Origin of the sequence: Phenylobacterium sp. (assembly GCF_030693625.1) — a bacterium.
Taxonomy (GTDB): Bacteria; Pseudomonadota; Alphaproteobacteria; order Caulobacterales; family Caulobacteraceae; genus Phenylobacterium; species Phenylobacterium ferrooxidans.
On record NZ_JAUYAF010000051.1, the window covers coordinates 56,257 to 82,144 of the forward strand.

Genomic DNA, 25,888 nt, shown 5'->3' on the forward strand with positions numbered 1-25,888 from the left:
CTCGTCCCGGCGAAGGCCGGGATGAGCGGGTTTTGGGGGCTACAGAAAACTGTACGGGTCCACGTCGATGGCCACGCGGATCATGCCGGGGGGCCGGAACCGCGCGCGCCAGGCGGCGAGGTAGGCGGAGAGATCCACCGTGCGGTCGGCGCGGATGAGGAAGCGCTTGCGGCGGCGGCCGCGGATCAGGCCGAGGGGGGCGTCGGCGGGGCCGTAGACGGCGACGCCTTCGGCGTTGGGCGCTGTCTGGGCCATCTTTTCCACGAAGGCTTCCAGCTGGACAGGGTCGGGACCGGAGACGATCAGGGCGGCTAGCCGGCCGTAGGGCGGCAGGCCGGCGATCTCGCGTTCCTCCAGTTCGGCTGTGGTGAAGGCGTCGCGGTCCTGGGCCTTCAGGGCCTGCATGACCGGGTGCTCCGGCGCGTAGGTCTGCAGCATGGCGCGGCCGGGACGGTCCTTGCGTCCGGCGCGGCCGGTGGCCTGGGCCAGCAGCTGGTAGGTGCGCTCGGCGGCGCGCAGATCCCCGCCGCGCAGGCCGAGGTCGGCGTCCACCACCCCCACCAGGGTCAGGCCCGGGAAGTTGTGGCCCTTGGCGGCGGCCTGGGTGGCGACGAGAATGTCGATCTGCCCCTCCTCCATGGCCTGGATCAGGCGCTTGGCTTCGCGGGCGTCCCAGACCGTATCAGAGGAGAAGATGGCGATGCGGGCGTCGGGGAACAGGCCGCGCGCCTCCTCCTCCACCCGCTCCACGCCGGGGCCGATGGAGGTCAGGCTGTCCTTGGCGCCGCAGTGGGGGCAGGCCAGGGGCTTGGGCATGGAGAAGCCGGTGAGGTGGCAGACCAGGCGCCCGGAGTAGCGGTGCTCCACCAGCCAGCTGTCGGTGTCGGGCGAGGTCATCCGCTCGCCGCAGGCCTTGCAGAGCACCAGTGGCGCGTAGCCCCGGCGGTTGAGGAACAAAAGCGTCTGTTCGCCCCGCGCCCAGGTCTCGCCCATGGCCTTGACCAGGGGCGGCGACAGCCAGCGGCCGGCGTCGGGCGGGGTCTCGCGCATGTCCACCAGGGTGATATCGGGCAGGACCGCGACCCCGTGGCGGGAGGTCAGGCGCAGCCATCGGTAGCGGCCGGTCTCGGCGTTGCGCAGGGATTCCAGGGAGGGCGTGGCCGAGGCCAGGACGACGGCGGCGTCCTCGATCTTGCCGCGCGCCACGGCCAGGTCGCGGGCCTGGTAGATGAAGCCCTCCTCCTGCTTGTAGGAGGCGTCATGCTCTTCATCGACGACGATGAGGGCCAGCTTGGCGAAGGGCAGGAACAGGGCCGAGCGGGCGCCGATGACGATGCGGCACTGGCTGGTGGCCACGGCTTCCCAGACCCGACGCCGGGCGGGCGGGGTGATGTCGGAGTGCCATTCGGCCGGCGCGGCGCCGAAGCGGGCGGCGACCCGGGCGATGACCGCCTGGGTGAGCGCGATCTCCGGCAACAGGATCAGCACCTGGGCGTCCGGGTCGGCGGCCAGGGCGGCGGCGACGGCCTCCAGATAGACCTCGGTCTTGCCCGAGCCGGTGACCCCGTCCAGCAGGGCGACGTTGAAGCCGCCCTCCCCCAGCATGGAGATCAGGGCCTTGGCGGCGGCATCCTGGCTGGGATTGAGCGGGTGGCCGGCCCGCGACAGGTCGGGGGGCGCGAAGGCCACGGGCGCCTCCACCAGGCGCACAGCCAGCACGCCCTCATCCACCAGGCCCTTGATGACGCCCGAGGAGACCCCGGCGGCGCGGGCGAGGTCGGGCGGGGAGAGGCGCTGGGTCGCAGCCGTCTCCAGGACCTTTGTGCGAGCAGCGGTGGGGCGGGCGGGCTGCACGCCCGTGGCCTCGACGAGCTTTTCGGGGCGGGCCTTTTGAGCCCGGGCGCCGCGCAGGGTGATGGCCAGGGGTGAGCCCGGTGAATCCACCGAATAGCGCGCGGCCCACTGGATGAAGTCGATGGCCCGTTGCGGCAGGGGCGGATCGTCCAGCTTGCCCTCGATGACCTTCAGGGGGCGATTGCCGCCGGTCCCGTCGCGCAGGGCGGTGACCACGCCCCGCAGCAGGCGGGGGCCCAGGGGCGCGGCCACCTGGTCGCCCACCTGCAGGTCCATGCCCTCGGGTTCCTCATAGTCGAAGGCCTCGGGCAGGGGCATGGGCAGCAGAACAGACGCGATGCGGCGGGTCATGATGTGGGGCCCTTCTCCCCTTGCGGGGTCGAGAGCGGCGCTTCGCCAAATCGTTGGCGAAACGCATAGCCGGACCCAAGTGGCCCGGCTCGCTCTCGACGGTGGCCGGTCGGAGACCGGTCGGATGAGGGGTCACGCTCCGCGATCGGCAAACCGCCGCTCATCCCGGCGAAGGCCGGGACCCAGGTGAAACCCACTTCGTTCTCATGGGAAGCCCCAGCGTCGTTCCGGATCGCCTTCGACCGCTCAGGATGAATCTGGGTCCCGGCCTTCGCCGGGATGAGCGGATATGACGTGAGCCTGGCGCGACCCCTCATCCGACCCTGCTCCGCAGGGCCACCTTCTCCCGCAAGGAGAGAAGGACTGGGAAGGGCCTGCTCGTGGCGCATCACGCCCCGCACAGAGGCTGGCCGCGCCGGGGCGCAAAGGCTAAGGAAGCCCCGTTCATTTCCGCGCAGAGGCCCGTCATGCAGCTCTTTCTCGACACCACGGACACCGCCGTCCTGAAGGACCTGGCCGCCACGGGCCTGGTGGACGGCGTCACCACCAACCCCACCCTCATCGCCAAGTCCGGCCGGCCCATGCTGGAGGTCATCGCCGAGATTTGCGATCTCGTCGAGGGGCCCGTGAGCGCCGAGGTGGCCGCCACCGACGTGGAAGGCATGCTGAAGGAGGGCGCCAAGCTGGCCGCCATCGCCACCAATGTGGTGGTCAAGCTGCCCCTGACCCGCGAGGGCCTGATCGCCACGGCCGAGTTCGCCGTGCAGGGCATCGCCACCAACGTCACCCTGTGCTTCACGGCGGCCCAGGCCATGCTGGCCGCCAAGGCCGGCGCCACCTACATCTCGCCCTTCATCGGCCGGCTGGACGACTATGGCATGGACGGGATGGACCTGATCCGCGAGATCCGCGCCATCTACGACAACTATGATTTCGACACCGAGATCCTGGCCGCCTCGATCCGCAACCCCGCCCACGTGACCGCCGCCGCCCTGTCCGGCGCCGACTGCGCGACGATTCCACCCGGGGTTTTCTTGGACCTCTTCAAGCACCCGTTAACCGAGAAGGGTCTTGAACAGTTCATGAGCGACTGGGCCAAAACGGGTCAGTCCATTCTTTAGAACCACAGGGGCGGATGCATGGATCTCGGGGTCGGGCTGAAGGATCAGACGCTAGGCCCCGATGAGGTGCGCCGCTTCCTCGCCGACAATCGCGAATTCCTGCTGTCCGACACCGCCCTGATGGCGCAGCTGGGCCTGCGCCCCGACGCCGCCAATGTGGTGGAGTTCGGTCCCGCGGCGCTCGCCCGCGTGCACGAGGCCCACAAGAAGGAATCCAAGGCCCGCAAGCACCTGGAAGCCACGGCGCGCGCCAATTTCGCAGCCCAGGCCCAGACCCATGGCGCGGTGGTCGACCTGCTGGACTCCCGCAACCATGCCGACCTGGCCCGCCGGGTCGACGAGCTGGCCCAGCTGCGCTTCGGCCTGGCCGCCGGCGTCGTCGCCCTGGAGGGGCCTGACCGCACCCCGGCCGGCTGGCGGGTGATGGCGGAGGGTCAGATCGATCTCGTCATCGGCCACCAGCGCGTGGCCCTGATGGGCTTCCAACCGACCGCGCTTGGCCTGTTCGGCGAGCGGGCGCCGCAGATCAGGTCCATGGCCATGGTGCGCATGGCGATCTGGGAGCCGGCCCGCACCGGCCTGCTGGCCTTCGGCTCGGCTGATGAGCACGGCTTCACCGAGGACATGGGCGCCGAGCTGGTGGCCTTCCTGGCCCGGGTCGTCGAACGCACGGCGGAGCGATGGCCGGTCCTGTGACCACCGCCCGGCAGGTGCTGGCGGAGTGGCTGGTCCACCTGGCCCAGGAACGCCGCGCCTCGCCACGCACCGTTGAGGCCTATGGCTTCGCCGCCGGCCGCTACATCACCTTCCAGGAAGGGCATCGGGGCGAGACCCTGACGCTGAAGGCCTGCGGTGAGCTGACCGCCGGCGAGATCCGCGCCTGGCTGGCGCACCTGCGGTCCGGCGACCATCCCCTGTCGCCCCGGTCGCTGTCCCAGTCCCTGTCAGCGATCCGCACCTTTCACCGCTATCTCGACCGCCGCCACGACACCCCCAACCCCCACCTGGCCCTGGTGCGGGGGCCCCGGGTGAAGCCGTCGGCGCCACGTCCGGTCACCGAGGACCAGGCGCGGGGCATGATCGCCGAGCCCGCGATGGATCCCGACCGAGAAGACTGGGAGGTCGCCCGCGACGAGGCGGTGCTGACCCTGCTCTATGGCTGCGGCCTGCGGATTTCCGAGGGGCTGTCGCTGAAGCGTTCGGACGCGCCCCTGGGGGAGTCGCTACGGATCGTCGGCAAGGGGTCGAAGACCCGGATCGTGCCGGTGCTGCCGGCCGTGCGCGAGGCGGTGGACGCCTATCTGGCGACAGTTCCCTTCGTGCTGTCGCCGGGCGAGCCCCTGTTCCGCGCCAAGCGAGGCGGGGCGCTCAGCCCGCGCCATGTCCAGGCCACGGTGCAGCTGTTGCGGGGGCGCCTGGGCCTGCCCGCCAGCGCCACGCCGCATGCCCTGCGCCACTCCTTCGCCACCCACCTGCTGGGGGCCGGCGCGGATCTGCGCTCCATCCAGGAACTGCTGGGACACGCCTCCCTGTCCACGACCCAGCGCTATACCGACGTGGACGCGGCGGCTTTGTTGAGCGCGTACAACTCGGCCCACCCGCACGCGTAACCCACGTCATCCCGGGCGAGCGCAGCGAAGACCCGGGACCCAGGGGCGGTGTGCTGGGCCCCTGGGTCCCGGATCGCCTATCGGCGTCCGGGATGACGGGATTGGTTAGCCCCGCAGGTGCGCTGTCTCATTCAGGCTGAGGATCGCCCTCTGGCCGCTGCGGGCGCACATGTAGCGGTGGATGCTGGTGTAGCGGGGCTCGAAGAACAGGCGCGGGGCCATGCCCAGCACGTGGGCGGTCCAGACATTGATCACTCCGCCGTGGCAGAAGACCGCCACCCGCTGGCCGGGATGGCTCTCGATGATCTCCTCCAGGGCCTCGACGACCGCCTGCTGGAAGACGCCGATGTCGACGCCGTGGTCGCCGTCGGCCATGGCCTTCCAGGCGGCGTAGTCCTCGCGCTTCAGCTCCTCCATGGGGACATAGGCGCCTGAGTCACGGTCGAACTCGGCGATGCCGTCATGGTGGCGAAGGTCGTGGCCGCTGTGGGCCAGCAGGGGACCGGCGGTCTCGATGGCGCGCAGCATGGGGCTGGAATAGACCGCGTCGAAGGTCTCGCCGGCCAGCCACTCGGCGACCCTGCGGGACTGGTCGTGACCCTCGTCGTGCAGGGGCGGATCGGCGCTCTCGTGGCTGCGCACCGGCAGGCCATGGCGGATCAGCACGAGTTCCATCGGTTTCCTTCCCCAACGCTTTGCACCCAGGGGACCGGGTTTTCAGGCGCGCCGCAAGGGCTCAGGTCCAGGCGGTTGAAGGTCTCTCCATGCGCACCCAAGGGACGCCGTCATCGCCCTGCGCGACCTCAGCGAAGCCCTCACGGGCGTAGAAGGCCCGCGCCCGGATATTGGCGGTCTGGCACTTCAGCGACAGCGGGTTGGGCGCGGAGGCCGCGACATGATCCAGCAGGGCCTTGCCGACACTGTGGCCGCGGACATCGACATAGAGGGAGTGCAGGAACGAGTCGCGGCGATAGAGGGCCGCGACGCCGGCGATGCGGCGCTCGAGGACGGCGACATAGACCTCCTCCTCTCGGGCGTCGCGAAGGAAGTCCTGGGCGTTGTGGCGCCAGGCCGGAAGCCAGGTGAAGGTCTCGCGCAGCACCTTCTGATAGATGGCGCCGGCGATGGGCAGCTCCTCCGGGCGGACCCGGCGAACCTCCATCAGGCTTGCATGATCCAGCCCTCGACCCCCATGGCGGCCTGGCGGCCGGCCTCGGAGCGAGTGGGATGGGGGTGGCAGGTGCGGGCGATGTCCTCACTGGCGGCGCGGAAGGCCATGGCCACGCAGTATTCGCCGATCAATTCGCCCGCCTGGGGGCCGATGATGTGGACGCCGAGGATCTCGTCGGTCTTGGCGTCGGCCAGGACCTTGGCGAAGCCGTCGGTCTCGTGGTTGATCTTGGCGCGGCTGTTGGCGGTGAAGGGGAACTTGCCGGCCTTGTAGGCCACGCCCGCCTCCTTCAGCTGCTCCTCGGTCTTCCCGACCCAGGCGACCTCCGGGTAGGTGTAGACCACGCTGGGGACCAGATTGTAGTCCACGTGAGCGTACTTGCCGGCGATGAGCTCGATCACCGCGACGGAGTCCTCCTCGGCCTTGTGGGCCAGCATGGGTCCGTAGATGGCGTCGCCGATGGCCCAGACGCCGGGCGCCGAGGTCTTGAAGTGGTCGGTCTCGATGAAGCCGCGCTTGTCGGGGACCACGCCCACGCTCTCCAGGCCCAGGCCCGCGGTATAGGGCCTGCGGCCGATGGCCAGCAGCACATAGTCTGCGGTCAGCGTCTCGATCTCGCCACCGGCCACCGGCTCGACGGTGAGGGTCACTCCGGTCTTCGACGACTTGGCGCCGGTGACCTTGGAGCCCAGCTTGAAGGCCATGCCCTGCTTGGTGAGGGACCGCTGGAAGGTCTTGGCGGTCTCGGCGTCCATGCCCGGCGTGATCCGGTCGAGGAACTCCACGACGGTGACCTCTGCGCCCAGGCGGCGCCAGACCGAGCCCAGCTCCAGGCCGATGATGCCGGCGCCGATCACGATCAGGCTCTTGGGCACCTCCGGCAGGGTGAGCGCGCCGGTGGAATCGACGATGCGCTTGTTGTCCACCACGACGCCCGGCAGGCCCGAGGGCTCCGAGCCCGTGGCGATGACGATGTTCTTGGTCTCCAGCACGGTGACCGAACCGTCGGGGCCGGTGACCTCGACCTTGCCGGGCCCGGCGATCTTGCCCATGCCCTTGATCCAGTCGACCTTGTTCTTCTTGAACAGGAACTCGATGCCCTTGGTCAGGGCCAAGACGCTGTCGGCCTTCTGTTTCATCATCTGGGGCAGGTTGAGGGTCGGCGTCACCTCGATGCCGAGGGTGGCGAAGTCCTTGTTCGCCAGCTCAAACATCTCCGAGGCGTGCAGCAGGGCCTTGGACGGCATGCAGCCGACGTTCAGGCAGGTGCCCCCCAGGGTCTCGCGCTTCTCGACCACGGCCACCGAGAGGCCAAGCTGGCCGGCCCGGATGGCGCCATTGTAGCCGGCGGGACCGCCCCCGATGATGACGACGTCGTATTGGGCCATGAGCCTGGTCTTCCGAATTGAGGTGCGCTGGGGAGGATATGGGGAGGCGGACGCCTTCTAGATATCCAGCAGCAGGCGCTCCGGGTTCTCGATGGCGTCCTTGACGTGGACCAGGAAGGTCACCGCGCCCTGGCCGTCCACCACGCGGTGGTCGTAGCTGAGCGCCAGGTACATCATCGGGCGGATCACCACCTGGCCGCCGATGGCCATGGGGCGCTCCTGGATCTTGTGCATGCCGAGGATGCCCGACTGCGGCGCGTTGAGGATCGGCGTCGACATCAGCGAGCCGTAGACCCCGCCATTGGAGATGGTGAAGGTGCCGCCCTGCAGGTCTTCCATGGCGAGCGCCCCGTCCCGGGCCTTCTTGCCCAGGGCTCCGATGGCCTTCTCGACGCCGGCCAGGTTGAGCGCGTCGGCGTCACGGACCACGGGAACCACCAGGCCTCGGTCGGTGCCGACGGCGACGCCGATGTCGTAGTGGTTCTTGTAGATGATGTCCTGGCCTTCGATCTCGGCGTTGACCTCCGGGACCTGCTTCAGGCCGTGGACCACGGCGGCCACGAAGAAGCTCATGAAGCCCAGCTTCACGCCGTGGGTCTTCTCGAAGACGTCCTTGTACTTGGTGCGCAGGGCCATGACGTTGGTCATGTCGACCTCGTTGAAGGTCGTCAGCATGGCCGCGGCGTTCTGGGCCTCCTTCAGGCGGCGCGCGATGGTCTGGCGCAGGCGGGTCATGCGGACCCGTTCCTCGCGCGCATGGATCTCGCGCGGAGCCGAAGCGACAGGGGCGGCGGCGGGCGCATTGGCGCGGGCCTCGAGGGCCGCGAGGGCGTCACCCTTGGTCACCCGGCCGTCCTTGCCGGTCCCGGATATCGCGCCGCCGTCGAGGTTGTTCTCAGCCACGATGCGCTGGGCCGAGGGGGCGAGGGGCGCCGCGGCGGCCGCGGGCTTGGGCGCGGGAGCCGCAACAGGCGCAGGCGCGGGCGCAGGAGCGGGAGCGGGAGCGGGAGCGGGAGCGGGCTCGGCCGCCTTGGGGGCTTCGGCCTTCGGGGCCGCCGGCTTCGGCGCGGCGGCGACAGCGCCCTCGGTCACGTGACCCAGGACCGCGCCGGGCTCGACCGTGGCGCCTTCCTCGGCGCTGATGGAGGTCAGCACCCCGTCAGCGGGGGCGGCGACTTCCAGGCTGACCTTGTCGGTCTCCAGTTCGACGAGGATCTCATCCTTGCGGACCGCGTCCCCGGGCTTCTTGGCCCAGCGCGCCACAGTCGCCTCGGTGACGGATTCGCCGAGCGTGGGCGTCATGATGTCGGCCATTGGAGAGGTTCTTCCTGTTCTTTCGGGCGGTCGGTTTAGGCGAAGGCTTCAGCAAGGAACGTCTGAAGCTCCTTCATGTGCCGGCTCATCTGGCCGGCGGCGGTGGAGGCCGAGGCGGGGCGGCCGACATAGCGGGCGCGCTTGGCCTTGATCTTCAGGCGTTCGAGGGTGAGCTCCAGCCACGGGTCCACGAAGGTCCAGCCGCCCATGTTCTTCGGCTCTTCTTGACACCAAACGAGCTCAGCATTGGGGAAGCGCGACAGCTCGGTGGACAGCGACTTCACCGGCCACGGATAGAACTGCTCCAGGCGCATGAGATAGACGTCGTCGACGCCCTTCTCCTCGCGGGCGTCCAGCAGGTCGTAATAGACCTTGCCCGAACACAGCACGACGCGGCGGATCTTGTCGGGCTCCACCAGCTTGGTGGCGGTGTTGACGCCGCGCTCGGCGTCGTCGTGCAGCACGCGGTGGAAGGACGAGCCCTCCGCCAGGTCCACGAGCCGTGACGTCGCCTTCTTGTGCCGCAGCAGCGACTTGGGCGTCATCACCACCAGGGGCTTGCGGAACTCGCGGCGCATCTGGCGGCGCAGGACGTGGAAGTAGTTGGCCGGCGTCGAGCAGTTGACGACCTGGAGGTTGTCCTCCGCGCAGAGCTGCAGGAAGCGCTCCAGGCGGGCCGAGGAGTGTTCCGGGCCCTGGCCCTCGTAGCCATGGGGCAGGAGCAGGACCAGGCCGCTCATCCGCAGCCATTTCCGTTCACCCGAGGAGATGAACTGGTCGATCACCACCTGTGCGCCGTTGGCGAAGTCGCCGAACTGGCCTTCCCACAGCACCAGGGTCTTGGGGTCGGCGAGCGAGAAGCCGTACTCGAAGCCCAGCACCGCCTCTTCCGACAGGGGTGAGTCCAGCACCTCGAAGTGGGCCTGGCCGGGGCGCAGATTGGACAGCGGCTGGTAGTGGGCCTCGGTGGTCTGGTCGATCAGGTCGCAGTGGCGCTGCACGAAGGTGCCGCGCACGCTGTCCTGGCCGGCCAGGCGGACGGGGAAGCCCTCGTCAAGCAGGGTGGCGAAGGCCAGGTGTTCGCCGGTGGCCCAGTCGAGGCCCTCCCCGGTTTCGATGGCCGCGCGGCGGTTCTCGATGGCGCGCTTGACCGTCTTGTGGACGTCGAGGCTCTCCGGGATCGCGGTGACCCGGGCGCCCAGGTCCAGCAGCTTCTGCAGGGCGACGCTGGTGTCGCCGCGGCGGTCGTCTCCGTCGGGCAGGGCCAGGCCCGCCCACTTGCCATCGAGCCAGTCGGCCTTGTTGGCCTTGTAGGTCTTGCCGGACTCCATCTCCTGGTCGAGGAAGTCGTCGAACTCCTTCATCCAGGCGGCGACGTCGTCCTCGGTGATCACGCCCTCGCCGATCAGCTGGCGGGAATAGAGTTCGCGGGTCGAGGGGTGGTCCTTGATCTTGGCGTACATCAAGGGCGAGGTCATCGTCGGGTCGTCACCCTCGTTGTGACCGAACCGGCGATAGCAGAACATGTCGATGACCACGTCCTTGCCAAACTGCTGGCGGAACTCGGTGGCCACCTTGGCGACATAGGTCACGGCCTCGGGGTCGTCGCCGTTCACGTGGAAGATCGGCGCCTCCACCATCAGGGCCACGTCCGACGGATAGGGCGAGGAACGGCTGAAGGCCGGAGCCGTGGTGAAGCCGATCTGGTTGTTGACGATGAAGTGGATGGTGCCGCCGGTGCGGTAGCCCTTCACGCCCGAGATGGTGAAGCATTCGGCGATCACGCCCTGGCCGGCGAAGGCCGCGTCCCCGTGCAGCAGCAGGGGCAGGACGTGGTTGCGGCCGGAGTCCGGCGCGTCGCGCAGGGTGTAGGCCTGCTTGGCGCGCACTTTTCCCAGCACCACCGGGTTGACGATCTCCAGGTGGGAGGGGTTGGCGGTCAGCGAGAGGTGGACATTGTTGCCGTCGAAGGCGCGGTCCGAGGAGGCGCCCATGTGGTACTTCACGTCGCCGGACCCTTCCACATCCGAGGGCAGGCTGGAGCCGCCCTGGAACTCGTGGAAAATGACCTGGTAAGGCTTGGCCATCACGGCGGCCAGGACGTTCAGGCGGCCCCGGTGGGGCATGCCGATGACGATGTCCTTCACGCCCAGCGCGCCGCCGCGCTTGATGATCTGCTCCAGGGCCGGAACCATGGCCTCGCCGCCGTCAAGGCCGAAGCGCTTGGTGCCGGGGAAGCGCTTGTGCAGGAACTTCTCGAAGCCCTCGGCCTCGATGAGCTTCTTCAGGATGGCGACCTTGCCCTCCTTGGTGAAGCTTATTTCTTTATCCCGGCCCTCGATGCGCTCCTGCAGCCAGGCCTTCTGCTGCGGATCTGAGATGTGCATGTACTGCACGCCGATGTCGTTGCAGTAGGTGCGGCGCAGGATCTCCAGGATCTCGCGGATGGTGCCGGTTTCCAGGCCCAGCACGAAGTCCAGGAAGATGGGGCGGTCGTAGTCGGCCTCGGTGAAGCCGTAGGAGGCGGGGTCGAGCTCGGTGGCGTCACCCTCCGGGATGGCGATGCCCAGGGGGTCCAGGTTGGCCCGTAGGTGGCCGCGCATGCGGTAGGCGCGGATCATCATGATGGCGCGCAGGGAATCGAGGGTGGCGGCGCGGACGGATTCGGGATTGGCGGCGGGCGCGGCGCGCTCGGCGACCTTGGCGCCGACCTTGGCCTCCACGGCCGGCCACAGGCCGTCGATGGCCGAGAGCCAGTCGGGGCGGGCGGCGGGGGCGGTCTTCTGGGTCCAGCCAGGCCTGACGGCGGCGGCCTTAACCTCGTCGGCGCGATCCTGTAGCGAGGCGAAGAAGGCGCGCCACGAAGCCTCGACCGCGTTCGGGTCGGCGGCCCATTTCGCGTAGAGGTCCTCCACGAAGGCGGTGTTGCCGCCATAGAGGAAGGAGGTCTCGGCGAGCACCTCGTTGATCAGACCTGCATCGTCGGCCATGTCGTTCGCTTTCCCGGAGGGACCGCGAAGCTTCAAAAGAGGAGCCGAGCGCGGACCGCCCTACGCTTGATTGTGCACCCGACCGAACTCCTAGGAGTTCGGTCAAACACTTAGTGAGACCTTTCCTAACGCCGAACCGGCCCCCACTTCGGCTGGAAAGGTCTTAGGCGCCCTTGAGCACCTCAAGAAGGGTTTCGCCCAGTTTCGCCGGCGAAGGTGACACGCGGATGCCCGCAGCCTCCATCGCGGCGATCTTGTCCTCGGCGCCGCCCTTGCCGCCGGAGATGATCGCGCCCGCGTGACCCATGCGCCGGCCAGGCGGCGCGGTGCGTCCCGCGATGAAGCCGACCATAGGCTTCTTGATTGCTGAATTCTTAATGAACTCAGCCGCGTCTTCTTCCGCCGACCCGCCGATCTCGCCGATCATGATGATCGACTCGGTCTCCGGGTCCTTCAGGAACATGTCGAGCATGTCGATGAACTCGGTGCCTTTCACCGGGTCGCCGCCAATGCCCACCGCCGTGGATTGCCCCAGGCCCACCTGGGTGGTCTGGAACACGGCTTCGTAGGTAAGCGTGCCCGAGCGCGAGACAACACCCACCGAGCCCTTCTTGAAGATATTCGCCGGCATGATGCCGATCTTGCAGGCTTCCGGGGTCAGGACGCCGGGGCAGTTGGGGCCGATCAGCCTGGTTTTTGAGCCGATCAGGGCGCGCTTCACCTGGATCATGTCGGCCACCGGGATGCCCTCGGTGATGCAGATCACCAGGGGGACTTCGGCGTCGATGGCTTCCAGGATGGAGTCCGCGGCGAAGGCGGGCGGGACATAGATGACGCTGGCGTCGGCGCCGGTGGCGCGGACGGCCTCGTCGACAGTGTCGAAGACCGGGAGGCCGATATGGGTGGAGCCGCCCTTACCGGGAGTGACGCCGCCGACCATCTTGGTGCCGAAGGCGATGGCCTGTTCGGAGTGGAAGGTGCCCTGGGCGCCGGTGATGCCCTGGCAGATGACGCGCGTTTCTTTGCCGATGAGGATGGACATCAGGCGGCTCCACGCACGGCGGCGACGATCTTCTCGGCGCCATCGGAAAGGTCGTTGGCGGCGATGACGTTCAGGCCGCTCTCATTGATGATCTTCTTGCCGAGCTCGGCGTTCGTGCCTTCCAGGCGCACCACCAGGGGAACCGTCAGGCCCACCTGCTTGACCGCCGCCACCACGCCCTGGGCCAGGACGTCGCAACGGGCGATGCCGCCGAAGATGTTCACCAGGATGCCCTTCACGTTGGGGTCGGCCATGATGATCTTGAAGGCCGCCGTCACCTTGGCTTCGTCGGCGCCGCCGCCGACGTCCAGGAAGTTGGCGGGCTCGGCGCCGTAGAGCTTGATGATGTCCATGGTGGCCATGGCCAGGCCGGCGCCGTTGACCATGCAGCCGATCTCGCCGTCGAGAGCGATGTAGCTGAGGTCGAACTTGGAGGCCTCGATCTCCTTGGGGTCCTCCTCGCTCTCGTCGCGCAGGGCGACGATGTCGGCGTGGCGATAGAGGGCGTTGCTATCGAAGGAGACCTTGGCGTCGAGGACGCGCAGCTGGTCGTCGGCGGTGACGATCAGCGGGTTGATCTCCAGCATCGACATGTCCTTGGCCAGGAACGCCGTATAGAGCTGGCGCAGCAGCTTGCCGGCCTGCTTGGAGAGGTCGCCCTTGAGGCCCAGCGCCTTGGAGAGCTTCAGGCCGTGGTGGTTCCAGACGCCGGTGGCCGGGTCGATGGAGAAGGTGATGATCTTCTCGGGAGTGGAATGGGCCACCTCCTCGATGTCCATGCCGCCTTCGGTGGAGGCCACGACCGAGATCCGGCTCGTGTCCCGGTCCACCAGCAGGGACAGGTAGAATTCCTTGGCGATCGCCGCGCCTTCCTCGATGTAGAGGCGGTTGACCTGCTTGCCCTTGGGGCCGGTCTGGTGGGTCACCAGCACCCGGCCGAGCATCTCGGTGGCGTTGGAGCGGACGTCATCGACGCTCTTGACCACCCGGACGCCGCCCTTGGCGTCGGGGCCGAGGCCCTCGAACACGCCCTTGCCGCGGCCGCCGGCATGGATCTGGGATTTCACTACGAAGACCGGGCCCCCGAGGGTTTCGGCCGCCTTGACGGCCTCCTCGACGGTGAAGGCCGGATAGCCACGCGGGACCGCCACGCCGAACTCGGAGAGGACGGCTTTGGCTTGATGCTCGTGTATATTCATGAGGTCGCGAGACGCGCTGTTTGGGCTCGCCCAGTGCGGCGAGAAGCCGGGGTATAAGCGCCGTTCCGGACCGTTGCAACCGCGCCACGGTCAGAAAAATAACGTTCGCGTCCAATTGTCCGGCAGGTGCGTTCCCTGCCGCGGAACACCCCGCGCCGGGCGCCGGAGCGTCAGGCGAAGAAGACGTTCCACATGGTTCGGCCGGGGATGAAGGTCAGGCCGCCGGCGATGATCAGGCCGCCGTAGAACATGCCCATCATGAAGCGGCGGTGCTGTTTCACGTCATGGCGGCGGGCCGCGATGACCGCCAGGGGCAGGGCGATCAGGGTCCAGCCGGTGATCATGTGGATGAACGACCAGCGGTCGCCGTTCACCCCGGTGATGAAGATCGAGGATCCGGCCACGATGGACATGGCCGTCACCCACAGCCAGCCGGCCCGGCGGTGGAAGGTCACGCCCTTGCGCATCAGCATCAGCATGGTGCCGATCACCAGGGCGACCACCGCGGCCGCCAGATGGAGCTGGATGACCAGGGGCTGGGCGGCGAGCAGGCCCCAGTCCGGGGCGCGGAGCCGGCCGCCGCTGGCGGCGCGGACAATGCCGCCGGCGACAGGGACCAGGGCGACCGCCAGCCCGACCGCCGCCAGGGGCAGGACGACCCTGCGGATCTCTTCAATCCGGCTGGGGGCCGCCTGCGCCGACGTTTGAGAAACCCGCGACATCATCTATCTCCGCTGGATGGCCCTCGTGGCCCGTCGCCGCCTTGTGGAGATCTCGTCGCCCCATGCGCAAAGGACGTTGCGTCGAATGACAGATCGACTGCGCGAGTCGCAGCCCGGCGCCGTTCACGCTTCGCGACTGGAACCCCTGAGCCAGGCTGGGATCCGGCGGACGCTCGTGGTGTCGGCCAGCGTCGGGGTGTTCCTCAGCTTCGTGGAGGCCTTCGACAGCGGACACGTGGGCTTCCTGCCGCGCACGGCCTTCATGGTGACGCTCGGCCTGGCCGGGGCGCTGCTGGGCATGGTGAGTTTCCAGCTGACCGGCCTCATTCCCCTCACCCGCCGCGGCCTGGTGGTCCACACGGCGATCAGCGGCACCCTGATGACGCCGCTCATGGGCCTGCTGGTCTGGGGCGCGGTGGGATTTGTGTCGAGCGGCCGGGCCCACAGCCGTGAGCTGCCGCAGTACATGCTGATCACCTGGGTCATGTGCCTGGCGATGAGCGGCCTGGCGATCTTCCTGTCCCATCGGCGCATGGCGGCCCAGGCGCCCACCGCCGCGCCGGCGCCCGTGAAGTTCCTGGAACGCCTGCCCCTGAAGCTGCGGGGCGCGGAGATCTGGGCGGTGGAGGCCCAGGACCATTACCTGCGCCTGCACACCTCCAAGGGCCAGGACCTGATCCTGATGCGGCTGGCCGACGCCGTCGCCGAACTGGCGGGGATCGAGGGCGCCCAGGTGCACCGCTCGTGGTGGGTGGCGCGGGACGCCGTGGCCGACGCTCGTCGGGGAGACGGGCGGGCGACCCTGACGCTGAAGGACGGCTCGGAGGTCCCGGTCAGCCGCACCTACGCCAAGCTGATCCGCGAGGCCGGCTGGATCTAGCGCGACGCTCTACGGGCGGCCCAGTCTTCCCGGCTCTGACCCCAGACGTCGACCGTGAGCGCCTCGTAGGGCGCGGGCATCTGCGCCTGGCGCAGGATGGTCGACCCCAGGCGCCTGGCCACCGCGGCCGAGGCGGTGTTGGCCGGGTCGATGGTGTGCACCACCTCATGCCAGTCGAAGCTGTCGAAGGCCCAGTCCGTGGCGGCGATGGCCCCCTCCGTCGCATAGCCCTTGCCCCAGCGGTCGCGGATGATCCCCCAGCCCACCTCGGTCCCCGGCCAGCCCTCGGGCTGCCAGGGACCCAGCCGGCCGACCCAGTCGCCGGTGGCCTTCTCGATGACGCTGAACATCGAAAACCCGCTGATGGTCCAGGCGCCGGTGACCGAGCACAGGGCCCGCCACACTACGGAGGGTGCCTGAAGCCCGCCGATGTGCCGGGCGGCCTCCTCATCGGCCATGAAGGCGCACCAGGGCTCGAAGTCGGCCGCGCAGGGCGGGCGCAGGATGAGGCGGTCGGTCTCGAGGGTCGGGCCGATGGCGGTCATGGGCGGCTCCTGCGTTCCGCCCGACATAGCGTCGCGCGGGCGAGCTTCGCAATGGCGGTTCAGGCGCGGTTCAGATGCGCGCCGCAACGATAGGGTCGCCTCGGGGGTTCAGGAGGCTTGGACCAAGGACGCGCGTCATGACCACTGAAACCCGCGGCGGCTCGCCGCCTGACGCCCCTATTGTCGTTGGCCCCCCCGCCAAGTCGCCTTTCAGCAGGCCGATGATTCTGGCGGGGGTCGCAGGCGCCTGCGTCCTGGGCCTTGGCCTGGGTCTCTTGGCTCGGCCGCAGTTGGCCGAGGACACCCGCACGCCCGGGTCGATGAAACCGGTGGAGCAGGTGCAGATCGAGATCGATCGCGACGAACCCCTGCCCGCCGTATCTGGCGGCAAGCTGGAGCTGCTGCCCTCCGGCCTTCAGGCGCCTCGTCCCGCGCCCGCCACACCGCCCGCCGCTCTGCCCGCCGCTCTGCCCGTAAGCGAGATTCAGCCCCCCGTCCGCCAGACCCGGCCCGTGGCCCGGGGCCCCAGCTTCGACTGCGGCCAGAGCGCCAGCGCCGCTGAGGAACTGGTTTGCAACGACGAGACCCTGGCCGCCCAGGATCGGCGGCTGGCCAGCGCCTGGCGCCGCGCGATGGACTCCGGAGTTCCGATGCACCGCCTGCGCCGTCAGCAGCAGCGCTGGCTGGACGCCCGCGAGGACGCCGCGCGCCACGCGCCCGAGGAGGTGGCCGACCTCTACGATCAGCGGATCCAGGAGCTGGACGAGGTGGCGGCCTACGAGCGCTGAGGCGTCGCGTCAGGGTTGATCAACAATTCTATCCAGACGCGAAATTAACGGCGCCGTTCAGCCACAATTCATCGCATCCCCAATATGGGTATTGGCGTCGGTTCGAGAGGGCGGGCGCACATCGGGGCCACTCCGGGGCGTCTGCGGCGGACCAGAATACGCCAGGACGTTCACCATGTTCACCCCCAGCAACCTCCTGCGCCTCCGCGCGCCGGAAGGCCACGAAACCCCGATGATCTTCCGGCCCCTCGAGGCCGAGAGCCCCCACCCCCACCTTTCGATCAATCCGGTCCACATCTCCGCCGCCGTCAGCATCGCCTGCGTAATGGGGATGGGACTGGGCCTCTGGATGCGGGCCGATATGGATCGCCGCACCGCCGGCTCCGCCCTGCGCCAGGCCACGCCCCGCGCGGCGGCCGACGCCCCGGCGGCGCAGCGGGTCCAGATCGTGCTGGCCAGGCCCGACGAGGAGATCGCCCCGGCGGCCAGCCTGGTGGACGTCGGGGTTTCCGCGCCGCCGCCCGTCGCCCAGACCGGCCAGATCGTCGACGCCGTCTTTGTGGAGGCCCCCAGCTTCGATTGCCGCAGCGCCCGGACCCTGGCCGACCAGATGGTCTGCGTGGACCCGGCCCTGGCCGAGGCCGACCGCCGGCTGTCTGGCGCCTACAAGGCCGCCTTGGGCTCGGGCGCCGATCATCCGGTGCTGGCCAGGGGCCAGGCCCGCTGGCTGGCCGCCCGCGAGGCGGCCGCCAAGACCTCCCCCGAGGCCCTCGCCAGCCTCTACGAGAAACGCATCTCCGAGCTGGCGGCCAATGAAAACCCCGCCCGGCCAGCGCCGAGCGGGGTCCAAGAGGCGCGTGTGGCGGGCGTGGACGCCCAGCCGGTTTCCTAGACCAACAGGTCCTTGATGGTCTCGCGTTCGCCCACCAGTTCGTCATTGGTCAGCGCGATCTTGCTCTTGGCGAAGTCGTCCATCTCGTAGGAGGTGATGACCTCATAGGCGCCCGGCGCGGTGGTCTTCACCGGCATACCGGCCCAGACGCCTTCGGCGAAGCCGTAGCGGCCCTGGCTATCGACGGCGACCGAGTGGATCGCGCCGACGGTGTTCAGGTCGCGCACGTGGTCGATCAGGGCGTTGGCGGCAGAGGCGGCCGAGGACAGGCCACGGGCCTCGATGATGGCCGCTCCGCGCTTGCCGACGGCGGGCAGGTACTCGTTCTTCAGCCAGGCCTCGTCGCCGATCACCGAGGCCGCGTCCTTGCCGCCGATCTTGGCGTGGGTGAAGTCGGCGAACATGGTCGGGCTGTGGTTGCCGTAGATGAACAGGTCGCTGACGTCGTTGATCGAGACGCCGGCCTTCTTGGCCAGCTGCGCGCGGCCGCGGTTCTCGTCCAGGCGCACCATGGCGGTGAAGCGATCCTTGGGCAGGCGCTTGGCCTGGTTGGCGGCGATCATGACGTTGGTGTTGCAGGGGTTGCCCACCACGGCCACGCGGGCGTTGTCGGCGGCGACGGCGTCGATGGCCTTGCCCTGGGCGATGAAGATCTTGCCGTTGTCCTTCAGCAGGTCGGCGCGCTCCATGCCGGGACCGCGGGGCTTGGAGCCCACCAGCAGGGCCCAATTCACATCTTTGAAGGCCACTTCGGCCTCGCCGGTCAGGACCATGTCCTGGAGCAGCGGGAAGGCGCAGTCCTCGAGCTCCATGGCGACGCCCTTCAACGCCTTCTGGGGGCCTTCCACCGGGATTTCCAGCAGCTGCAGGATCACCGGCTGGTCCTTGCCGAACATTTCGCCCGAGGCGATGCGGAAGAGGAGGGCGTAGCCGATGTTGCCGGCCGCGCCGGTGACCGCCACGCGGATGGGGGTCTTGGTGGTCATGGGGCTGCTCCGATAGCTGTTGCGGGACGGCAGGTGCGCCAAGTCGGGGGTCCCCGTAGCTCAAACCACCGCCTTGCTGCAATGCCGCACGCGGAGTTTAGGCCCTTTGCGGCGGCGCGGACGCGTGGTCATCCTGCCGTCATGCTCCAGCTCGACCCCGCCTTCCTGGCCACATCCCACGCCTTGGGCGACCTTCGGCTCTGCCATGTCCGGCTGCAGGACGACGCGCGCTATCCTTGGCTGGTGCTGATCCCCAGGGGAGCGGGCCTGCGGGAGATCGAGGACCTGCCGGCGGCGGATCGGGCCGTCCTGATGGAGGAAATCGTCAGGGTCGGCCAGGCCCTGCGGGTCCTGGGTGAGGCTCTGGGCGCCCCGCCGGAAAAGCTGAACGTCGGTGCCTTGGGCAATGTGACGCCGCAGCTTCACGTCCATGTGGTGGGGCGGCGTGGCGACGACCCGGCCTGGCCCGGGCCGGTGTGGGGCCACAGCCCGGCGGAGACCTACGCCGCCGACGAGCTTGCCTACGCGACCGACATGGCGCGCCGCGCGCTTAGCCGTTGACTCCTCGAGGTTGTATTTCTGTTGAAAGCCCCCGGAAGCTGAGTCTTATTGGCAAATTCGGATAACACCGGTCGGGGGACTGGCATGACGTTGCGACATACGATGGTGACCGTGGTGAGCGGAGCCTTGGCGATGGCCGGGTCGGCCGTGGCGCAGACGATGCCGTCACCCAGCCGCGAGCTTGTTCGGGTTGGCGCCGACACGCTCATGGACCGGCCGCTCGGCAAGAAGAAGGATCAAGCCGGCGTGCAGATTCCCCTGCTGTCGGAGCGGCTCGACGGCTGCCTGTCGCCAGAGGCGCCGGACTTTTCCTGCGTGGCTCGGACGACCCGCGCTGCCGCCCGATCCTATCGCCGCCTCGCAGGTGTGCGCCAATGGGAAACCGACGCCTTCACCACCGGCTCGGCCGCCGGCTTGACGGTGGTCGCCATCGGTGTCGGCCATGCGGCCAAAGACAGCCTCAACGCCTGGACCGCCGTGGGTCTGCTGCCCTTGATCGCTGACGACCTGGCCTCTCCCGGTCCGCGCGCCCGGCTTTACAACGTCGCCGCCATCGCCATGACCATGACCGTCGTGCGGGCTGAGTCCTTGAACGCCGCGCTTGGCGCCATAACGCCTCAGATGACGGGGGGCGGCGGTCATACGGCGGACTTCCGTGCGCGGGTGCGGGAAGCCTGCGATCCGTCCACCTTGGCCAAGCTTGATCCCGCCAGGATCAAGCCGAGTTTGGGGAGCGACGCGAGGAAAGCGGCGGAAAGAGCAAACGCCAATCTAGACACGCGGTGCGACCAACTCACCGCTGCCGCCAGGAAGCTGGGGAACGCCGCCAGCATCTGGACTTTCGGCGGCGACCAGGCGGCACGCAGCCTGGCGGCCGACACCGCCATCCTCGACGACACGGTCGCGCGGCTTGACCGCAGCATGCGGGCGACCTCCAAGGAAACCCTCTCGGTTGTGCTAAAGGCGCCCTTCAATCTGGCCTCGAGCCTGGTGGGGGGGCAGACCGCGCCCCCGGAATACACTGGCCGCAATCTGCCGGTGTTCACCTCCACCTACAGCTTCAACCTCGGCCGCGTTCCGGATGCGGAGGTGCCGGGAGCCCTTGGGGCCGCCTTGGAGGCGCCGCCCGCCCTGACGGCGTGGGCGAAGCCCGTTCAGCAGATCAACAGCCTGACCGATGAGATCAACGCCGCCATCGCGGCGGCGGTCTATTTCAAGGCCGAGAATGAGCGCTCAGTGCTGTCCATCAGCCCCGGCAACAACCCGCCAGTGACCCTGTCCACGCCCTCGCGCCCCTAGTTCCGGCGCATCGTCACCGACCGGCGCTCGCCGCGTTCGGTCAGTTCGCCTGACCAGGTCCCGTTGCTGTCGGCGTTGAGCATCAGGATCGAGGGCTCGGCGCCGGGCCGTGGCGTCAGGCGGATGATGAGCTGCCCCCCGACGCGGCTGATCGTGTCGATGAAGCCCGAAGCGTCCGTGGCGCCCCGCCGGCGGGGATCGCGCCACGCGCCCTCGAGATTTCCGGAACCGCTGTCCACCAGTTGCAGGTCGTAGAGCTCCGCGCCCCCGGCCCTCAGGGTCCAGGCTCCGTCCAGCGGTCCCTGCAGACCCTGGGCGGAGTTGAAGGACGAGCGCATGCGCGCTTCATAGCTGAGGTCGACGGCGGTCGGCGGCGCCTCCGGCGTCTTGCCGATCTCGTCGATATGGACTGGGGCGGTGAGGCGGGGCCGGCGCGGCGCGGGCGCGACATAGGGCGGAGGGGTGTAGGCCGGTGGGGTGTAGGCTGGCGGCCGGTAGACAGGCGGGGTGTTCACATAGGGAAGCGGCGGCTGGACCGCGGCCGGGCTGTTATAGACCGGCGGGGGCGTGTAGGCGGCGGGCGGCGGGGAGGCGCCGACCGGCGGTGCGGTGGTGACGGGCGCGCTTGGGACCGGCGCGGCGGTCGGAGGCGGTGACGGGGTGGGAGATTGCGGGATCGTCTCCGACCCTGGCTGAGCTTGGTCCAGCAGGGCGCCGATAGGATCGAGATCCTGCGCGGCGGCCACGGGCGCGCTCAGGATCAGGGCCGTAAAGGCCGCGGCGACGCGCCAGACTCTCGACACCCGGTTTTCCAAATCCTGCCTCACGCCGCGGCGATTGCGTCGGCCACAGCGATCAGACGCTGCGCCTCGACCAGATGCAACCGCTCCACCATGCGTCCCTCAATTCGAAGCACGCCCTTAGCTGCGTTTTCCGGCGAATCGAACGCGGCGACAATTATGCGCGCCCAATGGACCTCGCCCGGAGCCGGAGAAAAAGCGGTGTTGGCGGCCTCGATCTGTCCCGGATGGATCAGGGTCTTGCCGTCGAACCCGAACTCCGCCCCCTGCGCGCACTGCCGGACCAGGCCGGCTTCATCTGCGATGCCGTTATGGACCCCGTCGAGAATGGTCAGGCCGTGGGCCCGGGCGGCGGCGACGCTGAGGGACAGGGGCCCCACCAGGGGCGCCCGGTCCACGGTAAGCCGACAGCGCATCTCCTTGGCCAGGTCATTGGTCCCGATCACCAGGGCGTCGAGGCGGCTGGTCCCTCCGCAGGCGGCGATGGACTCCAGGGCGAAGAGGGAGGCGCAGGTCTCGATCATCACCCACAGGCGGGTCTCACCTGACAGCCCCGCGTCGTAAGCCGCCACGTCCGCGGCGCTGGAGACCTTGGGGGCCAGGATGGCGTCGGGACAGGCGGCGGCCGCCGCGGCCAGGTCTTCGGCGCCCCAGGGGGTGTCGAGGCCGTTGACCCGGATCACCACCTCGCGACGGCCAAAACCGCCGGCCTTCACGGCCTCGACGGCCTGCTGGCGGGCGATCGCCTTGGCGTCGGGCGCGACGGCGTCCTCCAGATCCAGGATCACCACGTCGCAGGTCAGGTCGCGGGCCTTTTCGATAGCCCGTGCGTTGGCGGCGGGCATGTAGAGGGCGCTGCGGCGCGGCCGGGCGGCGATCACGGGCGGGCTCCGTTCTCAATTAGGCGGGGCCCCCTCTTACGAGCTAGGGTGGGGCCATGACCATTCGATACGACGAGGATGCAAAAAACGTGCTGGGCGGAGAGCTGATCTCCTGCTCCCTCGACCCCGTCACCGGCTTCTTCCGCAACGGCTGCTGCGAGACCGGGCCGGCTGACACAGGTATCCACACCGTCTGCGCGGTGATGACCGCCGACTTCCTGGAATACTCCAAGGCCATGGGGAACGACCTCTCGACGCCCTCGCCCGACTACGCCTTTCCAGGCCTGAAGCCCGGCGACCGCTGGTGCCTCTGTGCGCCGCGCTGGAAGGAGGCGCTGGACGCCGGCGCCGCCCCGCACCTGGTGCTGGAGGCGACCCACGAGGAAACCCTGGCCATTGTGCCGCTGGGAATCCTCAAGGACTACGCGGTCAAGGCCTGAGCGTCACCGCAGCCGGTATATCTGTTCCAGCTGATAGCGGGACCCGCCGCTGAGCAGCAGGCTCGAATAGAGTCCGAAGCTGCTGACCTCGAAGGGCGGGGATTTCAAAAGGGCGTTGGCCGACAGCCAGGCCGCGACCTCGGCGACATCGGGCCGCTTTAGATAGGCCAGGGTCACGTGGGGCCGATAGGCGCGGGCCTCAGCCTTGAGGCCTGAACGCCGGGCGGCGGTCTCGCAGGCCTTGGCCAGGCGGCGCAGGGCGTCGTTCTCCCTCACCCCGGCCCAGACGGCGTGCAGGTCGGGCCCCTCGCCGAAGGACCCCACGCCCTCCAGTTCCAGGGTCATGGGCGCGGCGGAGATCCGCTCAAGCTCCAGGTGCAGGTCGTCGGCCACATCCTCTCGGACGTCGCCGAAGAACCTCAGGGTGATGTGGAAGGCCTCCACCGGCCGCCAGTTGGCCCCGCCCAGGCCGCTCTGGCGCGCTTGCAAGCCCTCTCCCAGCTCGGAAGGGACGGCGACGGCGGCGAAAAGACGGATCATGCCCGCCAACCTAGGACAGGTCGTGAGAGAGGGCGATACGGCCTGACGCAATCGTAATCGGGCGCCCGCTTGCGTTCGTGCCCTCGGAACACGATATTCAGAGGTGCGCCCATCTGGGGCGTTGCAACAAAGGGCTATGCTCAGATGAGCGACTTCAACCGCGGCGCTGCTCGCACGATCCCCGCGGATCGCGCCGACATGTCGGTGGACGCGGGACTTCGCAGCTTCATGCTCGGCGTCTACAACAAGGTGGCCTTGGGCCTCGTGGTGTCCGCCGGCCTGGCCTTCCTGACGGGGTCCTTCGCACCGGTCCGCGATCTGATGTTCACGGTCTCCAACGGCCGCGTGGGCTACTCGATCCTGGGCATGGTGGTGGCCTTCGCCCCCCTGGCCGTGATCCTGTTCACCTCCTTCGCCAAGAACGTCACGCCCAAGAGCGCCGGCATCACCTACTGGGCGATCGTCAGCCTGATCGGCGCCTCCATGGGCGTGCTGGTCCTGCGCTATACGGGCGCCTCCATCGCCACGACCTTCCTGCTGACGGCCACGGCCTTCGGCGCCCTGTCACTTGCGGGCTACACGACCAAGAAGAACCTGAACGGGCTTGGCAGCTTCCTGATCATGGGCGCCTGGGGCCTGATCGGCGCGATGCTGATCAACATGTTCCTGCAGAGCTCGATGATGAGCCTGCTGATCAACGTGGTGGGCCTGCTGATCTTCGCCGGCCTCACAGCCTACGACACCCAGCGCCTGAAGATGACCTACTACGAACTGGGCGGGAACCAGTCGGCCATGAGCGTGGCCACCAACTTCGGCGCGCTCAGCCTCTACCTGGACTTCATCAACATGTTCCAGTTCCTGCTCGCCCTGCTCGGCAACCGCCGCTAGGTCCCGACGCAGCGACGATCTCGAAACCCCGGCGGGTGACCGCCGGGGTTTTTGTTTGGCTGGAAGCCTGGACTTGGGCTCAGTCCACCACCTTGAAGCGGCCCTTGTCGAAGACCCGCAGCACCTGCTCCAGGTCATGGCCGCGCTTGAGGATCACCCCACCCTGACCGATTACCGACCAAGCCCCCTGGCGCGCCGCCAGGGCCGGCCGCTTCTCGATGCGGTACAGCGGCGCCTCAGTGGCCTTGCGGAACACCGAGAACGAGCAGGCCTCAGCCTGGGCGTCGATGGCGTAGTCACGCCACTCGCCGGCGGAAACCATGCGGCCGTAGAGGTTGAGGATGCGCTGGAACTCGCGGCGTTCGAAGAAGACGCTGGCGGTCGTCGCAGGGGTGGGCTGATCCAGGGCCATTCCCCAGGACGTTAGACCCAATCCGCGCGGTTCCACAATCGGCGGCTGGGGCCAATCGTGTCGGCGCGGCAACGGTCGCCGCCAAACTGGACAAACCGTAATTTCACGCCGCGAAAAGACCTTATTCCGGCCCAGCCGCCGCCTGAAGGGCCCCCGATAAAGTCACTGTCGGTTGGTCGGAACCTTGCTGGTCCCGGATCCTGAACAGCCCCCCCAGCCCCCCTGGATCGCGGGCTTCGATCAGCCGACACCCCTCTCTCTCCGAGAGAACGAGCCCCAAGACGAGCCCGCACGGAGCCCCCTCCCCCGTGCGGGCTTCGTCATGTCTGGAGGCGGGCGCACCGCTCGGGAAGACGGTCGCCTGTCGCACCTCCTGGACGCCCCGCCGGTCAGGCATCATCACAGGACCGACGCCCCTGCGTTGAACAGGGTCGCGCTGAACAGGTGGCCTGGGTCAGTCCTTGAGGGCGGCGGCCAGCACGCGGCCGCCCTTGGGGCCCTGGACGATCACGGCGGTGGCCAGACCCTCAGCCGGGGGCTGCGGCACCCGGTAGGCCGTGGGCTTCCCGCGCCAGGCGCCCAGGCGCTTGATCTCCACCACGACATTGCGGTGAGGCACCGTCTGGCCCTTGTTGTCGCCCGTACGGACAGTGACGTCCTGTTCGCGCGGGTCATAGCGCACCAGCCAGACCTCGGCGCCGCCCCGCGGCACGGCGCCTGAACCGACATCGACCCTGCGCTGGCCGATGAAGGCCATGTCGGGCCCGCGGCGGCGGAAACTGGCGGTGTCTGAGACCAGCTTGTCGATCTTGTCGTCCTGCAGGCCGCCGACCTGGGCGCGGCCGTCGACGACGACCTGCGGCGTATAGGGTTCTCGCAGGTCCAGGCGGGCGACATAGGCCTTCTGGCGCTCGGCGAAGGCGGGCTTGGCGAAGGTGTCCTCCCAGCCGAGATAGTCCCAGTAGTCCACCGAGAAGGTCAGGGCGAGAACGCCCGGCTTCTCGGCCAGCTTGGCGACATAGGCGTTCGCCTCGCCGCAGGAGGCGCACCCCTGGGCGGTGTAGAGTTCGACGATCACCGGCGACCGGGCCTGCGCGCAGAGCGGCAGGGCTGACACCAGCAGACTGAAAAGCGCGACGTTACGCATTGGCGCGCACTTAACCGGACTTCGTTGGTGGGTGGGTTTCAACAAGGTGTGACCGGGCGGCGGGATC

General features: G+C 68.7%; 26 protein-coding genes. 10 read left to right on the top strand and 16 right to left on the bottom strand.

Features of this window, described 5'->3' with window-relative positions; genetic code table 11:
• Window positions 1-39: 39 nt before the first annotated feature.
• On the bottom strand, window positions 40-2,205 hold the full coding sequence (locus Q8N10_RS10710; protein WP_304775275.1) for a primosomal protein N': 2,166 nt from the start codon (window positions 2,203-2,205) through the stop codon (window positions 40-42).
• A gap of 467 nt (window positions 2,206-2,672) precedes the next feature.
• Between Q8N10_RS10710 and fsa the strand changes: the two genes are divergently transcribed.
• Genes fsa through Q8N10_RS10725 form a run of 3 tightly spaced genes read left to right on the top strand, consistent with a single transcriptional unit; the run spans window position 2,673 to window position 4,936 of the window.
• Window positions 2,673-3,326 (top strand): fructose-6-phosphate aldolase, encoded by a 654-nt coding sequence (gene fsa / locus Q8N10_RS10715; RefSeq protein ID WP_304775276.1) that lies wholly within the window; start codon window positions 2,673-2,675, stop codon window positions 3,324-3,326.
• Window positions 3,327-3,344: 18 nt separating this feature from the next.
• On the top strand, window positions 3,345-4,022 hold the full coding sequence (locus tag Q8N10_RS10720) for a DUF484 family protein (RefSeq protein WP_304775278.1): 678 nt from the start codon (window positions 3,345-3,347) through the stop codon (window positions 4,020-4,022).
• On the top strand, window positions 4,007-4,936 hold the full coding sequence (locus Q8N10_RS10725; protein ID WP_304775280.1) for a tyrosine recombinase XerC: 930 nt from the start codon (window positions 4,007-4,009) through the stop codon (window positions 4,934-4,936). The genes Q8N10_RS10720 and Q8N10_RS10725 overlap by 16 nt, the downstream gene beginning before the upstream one ends.
• Window positions 4,937-5,041: 105 nt before the next feature.
• Here the strand turns inward: Q8N10_RS10725 and Q8N10_RS10730 are convergent, their stop codons facing one another.
• The 8 genes from Q8N10_RS10730 to Q8N10_RS10765 all read right to left on the bottom strand — a co-directional run bounded on the left by Q8N10_RS10730 (window position 5,042) and on the right by Q8N10_RS10765 (window position 14,762).
• On the bottom strand, window positions 5,042-5,611 hold the full coding sequence (locus tag Q8N10_RS10730) for a histidine phosphatase family protein (protein ID WP_304775283.1): 570 nt from the start codon (window positions 5,609-5,611) through the stop codon (window positions 5,042-5,044).
• Window positions 5,612-5,672: 61 nt separating this feature from the next.
• The gene (locus Q8N10_RS10735) at window positions 5,673-6,098 is read right to left on the bottom strand and encodes a GNAT family N-acetyltransferase (RefSeq protein WP_304775286.1); all 426 of its coding nucleotides are present in this window, start codon (window positions 6,096-6,098) and stop codon (window positions 5,673-5,675) included.
• Entirely contained in the window at window positions 6,098-7,495 is a 1,398-nt protein-coding gene (gene lpdA, locus Q8N10_RS10740) for a dihydrolipoyl dehydrogenase (RefSeq protein WP_304775288.1), read from the bottom strand. Before lpdA ends, Q8N10_RS10735 begins: the two co-directional genes overlap by 1 nt.
• A gap of 57 nt (window positions 7,496-7,552) precedes the next feature.
• Window positions 7,553-8,809: a 2-oxoglutarate dehydrogenase complex dihydrolipoyllysine-residue succinyltransferase gene (gene odhB, locus Q8N10_RS10745; protein ID WP_304775290.1), complete on the bottom strand. Its 1,257-nt coding sequence runs from the start codon at window positions 8,807-8,809 to the stop codon at window positions 7,553-7,555.
• A gap of 35 nt (window positions 8,810-8,844) precedes the next feature.
• A complete protein-coding gene (locus Q8N10_RS10750) occupies window positions 8,845-11,799 on the bottom strand; it encodes a 2-oxoglutarate dehydrogenase E1 component (protein ID WP_304775293.1) in 2,955 nt (984 codons plus the stop codon).
• Window positions 11,800-11,962: 163 nt separating this feature from the next.
• Complete coding sequence (gene sucD, locus Q8N10_RS10755; protein WP_304775296.1) at window positions 11,963-12,841, bottom strand: succinate--CoA ligase subunit alpha; 879 nt, start codon at window positions 12,839-12,841, stop codon at window positions 11,963-11,965.
• The gene (gene sucC, locus Q8N10_RS10760) at window positions 12,841-14,040 is read right to left on the bottom strand and encodes an ADP-forming succinate--CoA ligase subunit beta (RefSeq protein ID WP_304775298.1); all 1,200 of its coding nucleotides are present in this window, start codon (window positions 14,038-14,040) and stop codon (window positions 12,841-12,843) included. The genes sucD and sucC overlap by 1 nt, the downstream gene beginning before the upstream one ends.
• A 170-nt stretch (window positions 14,041-14,210) precedes the next feature.
• Window positions 14,211-14,762, bottom strand: a complete 552-nt coding sequence (locus Q8N10_RS10765) for a DUF2306 domain-containing protein (protein WP_304775300.1) — start codon at window positions 14,760-14,762, stop codon at window positions 14,211-14,213.
• Window positions 14,763-14,847: 85 nt separating this feature from the next.
• Between Q8N10_RS10765 and Q8N10_RS10770 the strand changes: the two genes are divergently transcribed.
• Window positions 14,848-15,642 carry a LytTR family DNA-binding domain-containing protein gene (locus Q8N10_RS10770; RefSeq protein ID WP_304775301.1) on the top strand — a complete coding sequence of 265 codons (795 nt, stop codon included), beginning with the start codon at window positions 14,848-14,850 and terminating at the stop codon, window positions 15,640-15,642.
• On the opposite strand, the gene Q8N10_RS10775 is transcribed toward Q8N10_RS10770, so the two are convergent.
• Window positions 15,639-16,187 carry a GNAT family N-acetyltransferase gene (locus Q8N10_RS10775; RefSeq protein ID WP_304775303.1) on the bottom strand — a complete coding sequence of 183 codons (549 nt, stop codon included), beginning with the start codon at window positions 16,185-16,187 and terminating at the stop codon, window positions 15,639-15,641. The genes Q8N10_RS10770 and Q8N10_RS10775 overlap by 4 nt on opposite strands.
• Before the next feature lie 137 nt (window positions 16,188-16,324).
• Between Q8N10_RS10775 and Q8N10_RS10780 the strand changes: the two genes are divergently transcribed.
• Both Q8N10_RS10780 and Q8N10_RS10785 read left to right on the top strand, forming a co-directional pair.
• Window positions 16,325-16,975 (top strand): lysozyme inhibitor LprI family protein, encoded by a 651-nt coding sequence (locus tag Q8N10_RS10780; RefSeq protein WP_304775305.1) that lies wholly within the window; start codon window positions 16,325-16,327, stop codon window positions 16,973-16,975.
• 175 nt (window positions 16,976-17,150) lie between these two features.
• Window positions 17,151-17,867: a lysozyme inhibitor LprI family protein gene (locus tag Q8N10_RS10785; protein WP_304775307.1), complete on the top strand. Its 717-nt coding sequence runs from the start codon at window positions 17,151-17,153 to the stop codon at window positions 17,865-17,867.
• On the opposite strand, the gene Q8N10_RS10790 is transcribed toward Q8N10_RS10785, so the two are convergent.
• Entirely contained in the window at window positions 17,864-18,853 is a 990-nt protein-coding gene (locus tag Q8N10_RS10790) for a malate dehydrogenase (RefSeq protein ID WP_304775309.1), read from the bottom strand. The two genes, Q8N10_RS10785 and Q8N10_RS10790, sit on opposite strands and share 4 nt — an antisense overlap.
• 141 nt (window positions 18,854-18,994) lie before the next feature.
• Here Q8N10_RS10790 and Q8N10_RS10795 point away from each other — a divergent pair, with 141 nt between their 5' ends.
• A complete protein-coding gene (locus Q8N10_RS10795; RefSeq protein WP_304775311.1) occupies window positions 18,995-19,414 on the top strand; it encodes an HIT domain-containing protein in 420 nt (139 codons plus the stop codon).
• Window positions 19,415-19,498: 84 nt separating this feature from the next.
• Window positions 19,499-20,713, top strand: coding sequence for a hypothetical protein (locus Q8N10_RS10800; protein WP_304775313.1), 1,215 nt, complete (start codon window positions 19,499-19,501; stop codon window positions 20,711-20,713).
• Here the strand turns inward: Q8N10_RS10800 and Q8N10_RS10805 are convergent.
• Together Q8N10_RS10805 and Q8N10_RS10810 are read right to left on the bottom strand one after the other, a co-directional pair.
• A complete protein-coding gene (locus Q8N10_RS10805; protein ID WP_304775315.1) occupies window positions 20,710-21,516 on the bottom strand; it encodes a hypothetical protein in 807 nt (268 codons plus the stop codon). The genes Q8N10_RS10800 and Q8N10_RS10805 overlap by 4 nt on opposite strands.
• 20 nt (window positions 21,517-21,536) lie before the next feature.
• Entirely contained in the window at window positions 21,537-22,394 is an 858-nt protein-coding gene (locus Q8N10_RS10810) for a CoA ester lyase (protein ID WP_304775317.1), read from the bottom strand.
• A 56-nt stretch (window positions 22,395-22,450) separates the two neighbouring features.
• On the opposite strand from Q8N10_RS10810, the gene Q8N10_RS10815 reads away from it, so the two are divergent.
• The gene (locus Q8N10_RS10815; RefSeq protein WP_304775319.1) at window positions 22,451-22,834 is read left to right on the top strand and encodes a DUF2237 family protein; all 384 of its coding nucleotides are present in this window, start codon (window positions 22,451-22,453) and stop codon (window positions 22,832-22,834) included.
• 3 nt (window positions 22,835-22,837) lie between these two features.
• Here the strand turns inward: Q8N10_RS10815 and thpR are convergent, their stop codons facing one another.
• The gene (thpR, locus tag Q8N10_RS10820) at window positions 22,838-23,374 is read right to left on the bottom strand and encodes an RNA 2',3'-cyclic phosphodiesterase (protein ID WP_304775320.1); all 537 of its coding nucleotides are present in this window, start codon (window positions 23,372-23,374) and stop codon (window positions 22,838-22,840) included.
• A 144-nt stretch (window positions 23,375-23,518) separates the two neighbouring features.
• On the opposite strand from thpR, the gene Q8N10_RS10825 reads away from it, so the two are divergent.
• A complete protein-coding gene (locus Q8N10_RS10825; protein ID WP_304775322.1) occupies window positions 23,519-24,262 on the top strand; it encodes a Bax inhibitor-1/YccA family protein in 744 nt (247 codons plus the stop codon).
• Window positions 24,263-24,341: 79 nt separating this feature from the next.
• Here the strand turns inward: Q8N10_RS10825 and Q8N10_RS10830 are convergent, their stop codons facing one another.
• Both Q8N10_RS10830 and Q8N10_RS10835 read right to left on the bottom strand, forming a co-directional pair.
• The gene (locus Q8N10_RS10830; RefSeq protein ID WP_304775324.1) at window positions 24,342-24,674 is read right to left on the bottom strand and encodes a DUF2794 domain-containing protein; all 333 of its coding nucleotides are present in this window, start codon (window positions 24,672-24,674) and stop codon (window positions 24,342-24,344) included.
• Window positions 24,675-25,128: 454 nt separating this feature from the next.
• Complete coding sequence (locus Q8N10_RS10835) at window positions 25,129-25,821, bottom strand: thioredoxin family protein (protein WP_304775326.1); 693 nt, start codon at window positions 25,819-25,821, stop codon at window positions 25,129-25,131.
• Window positions 25,822-25,888: the final 67 nt, after the last annotated feature.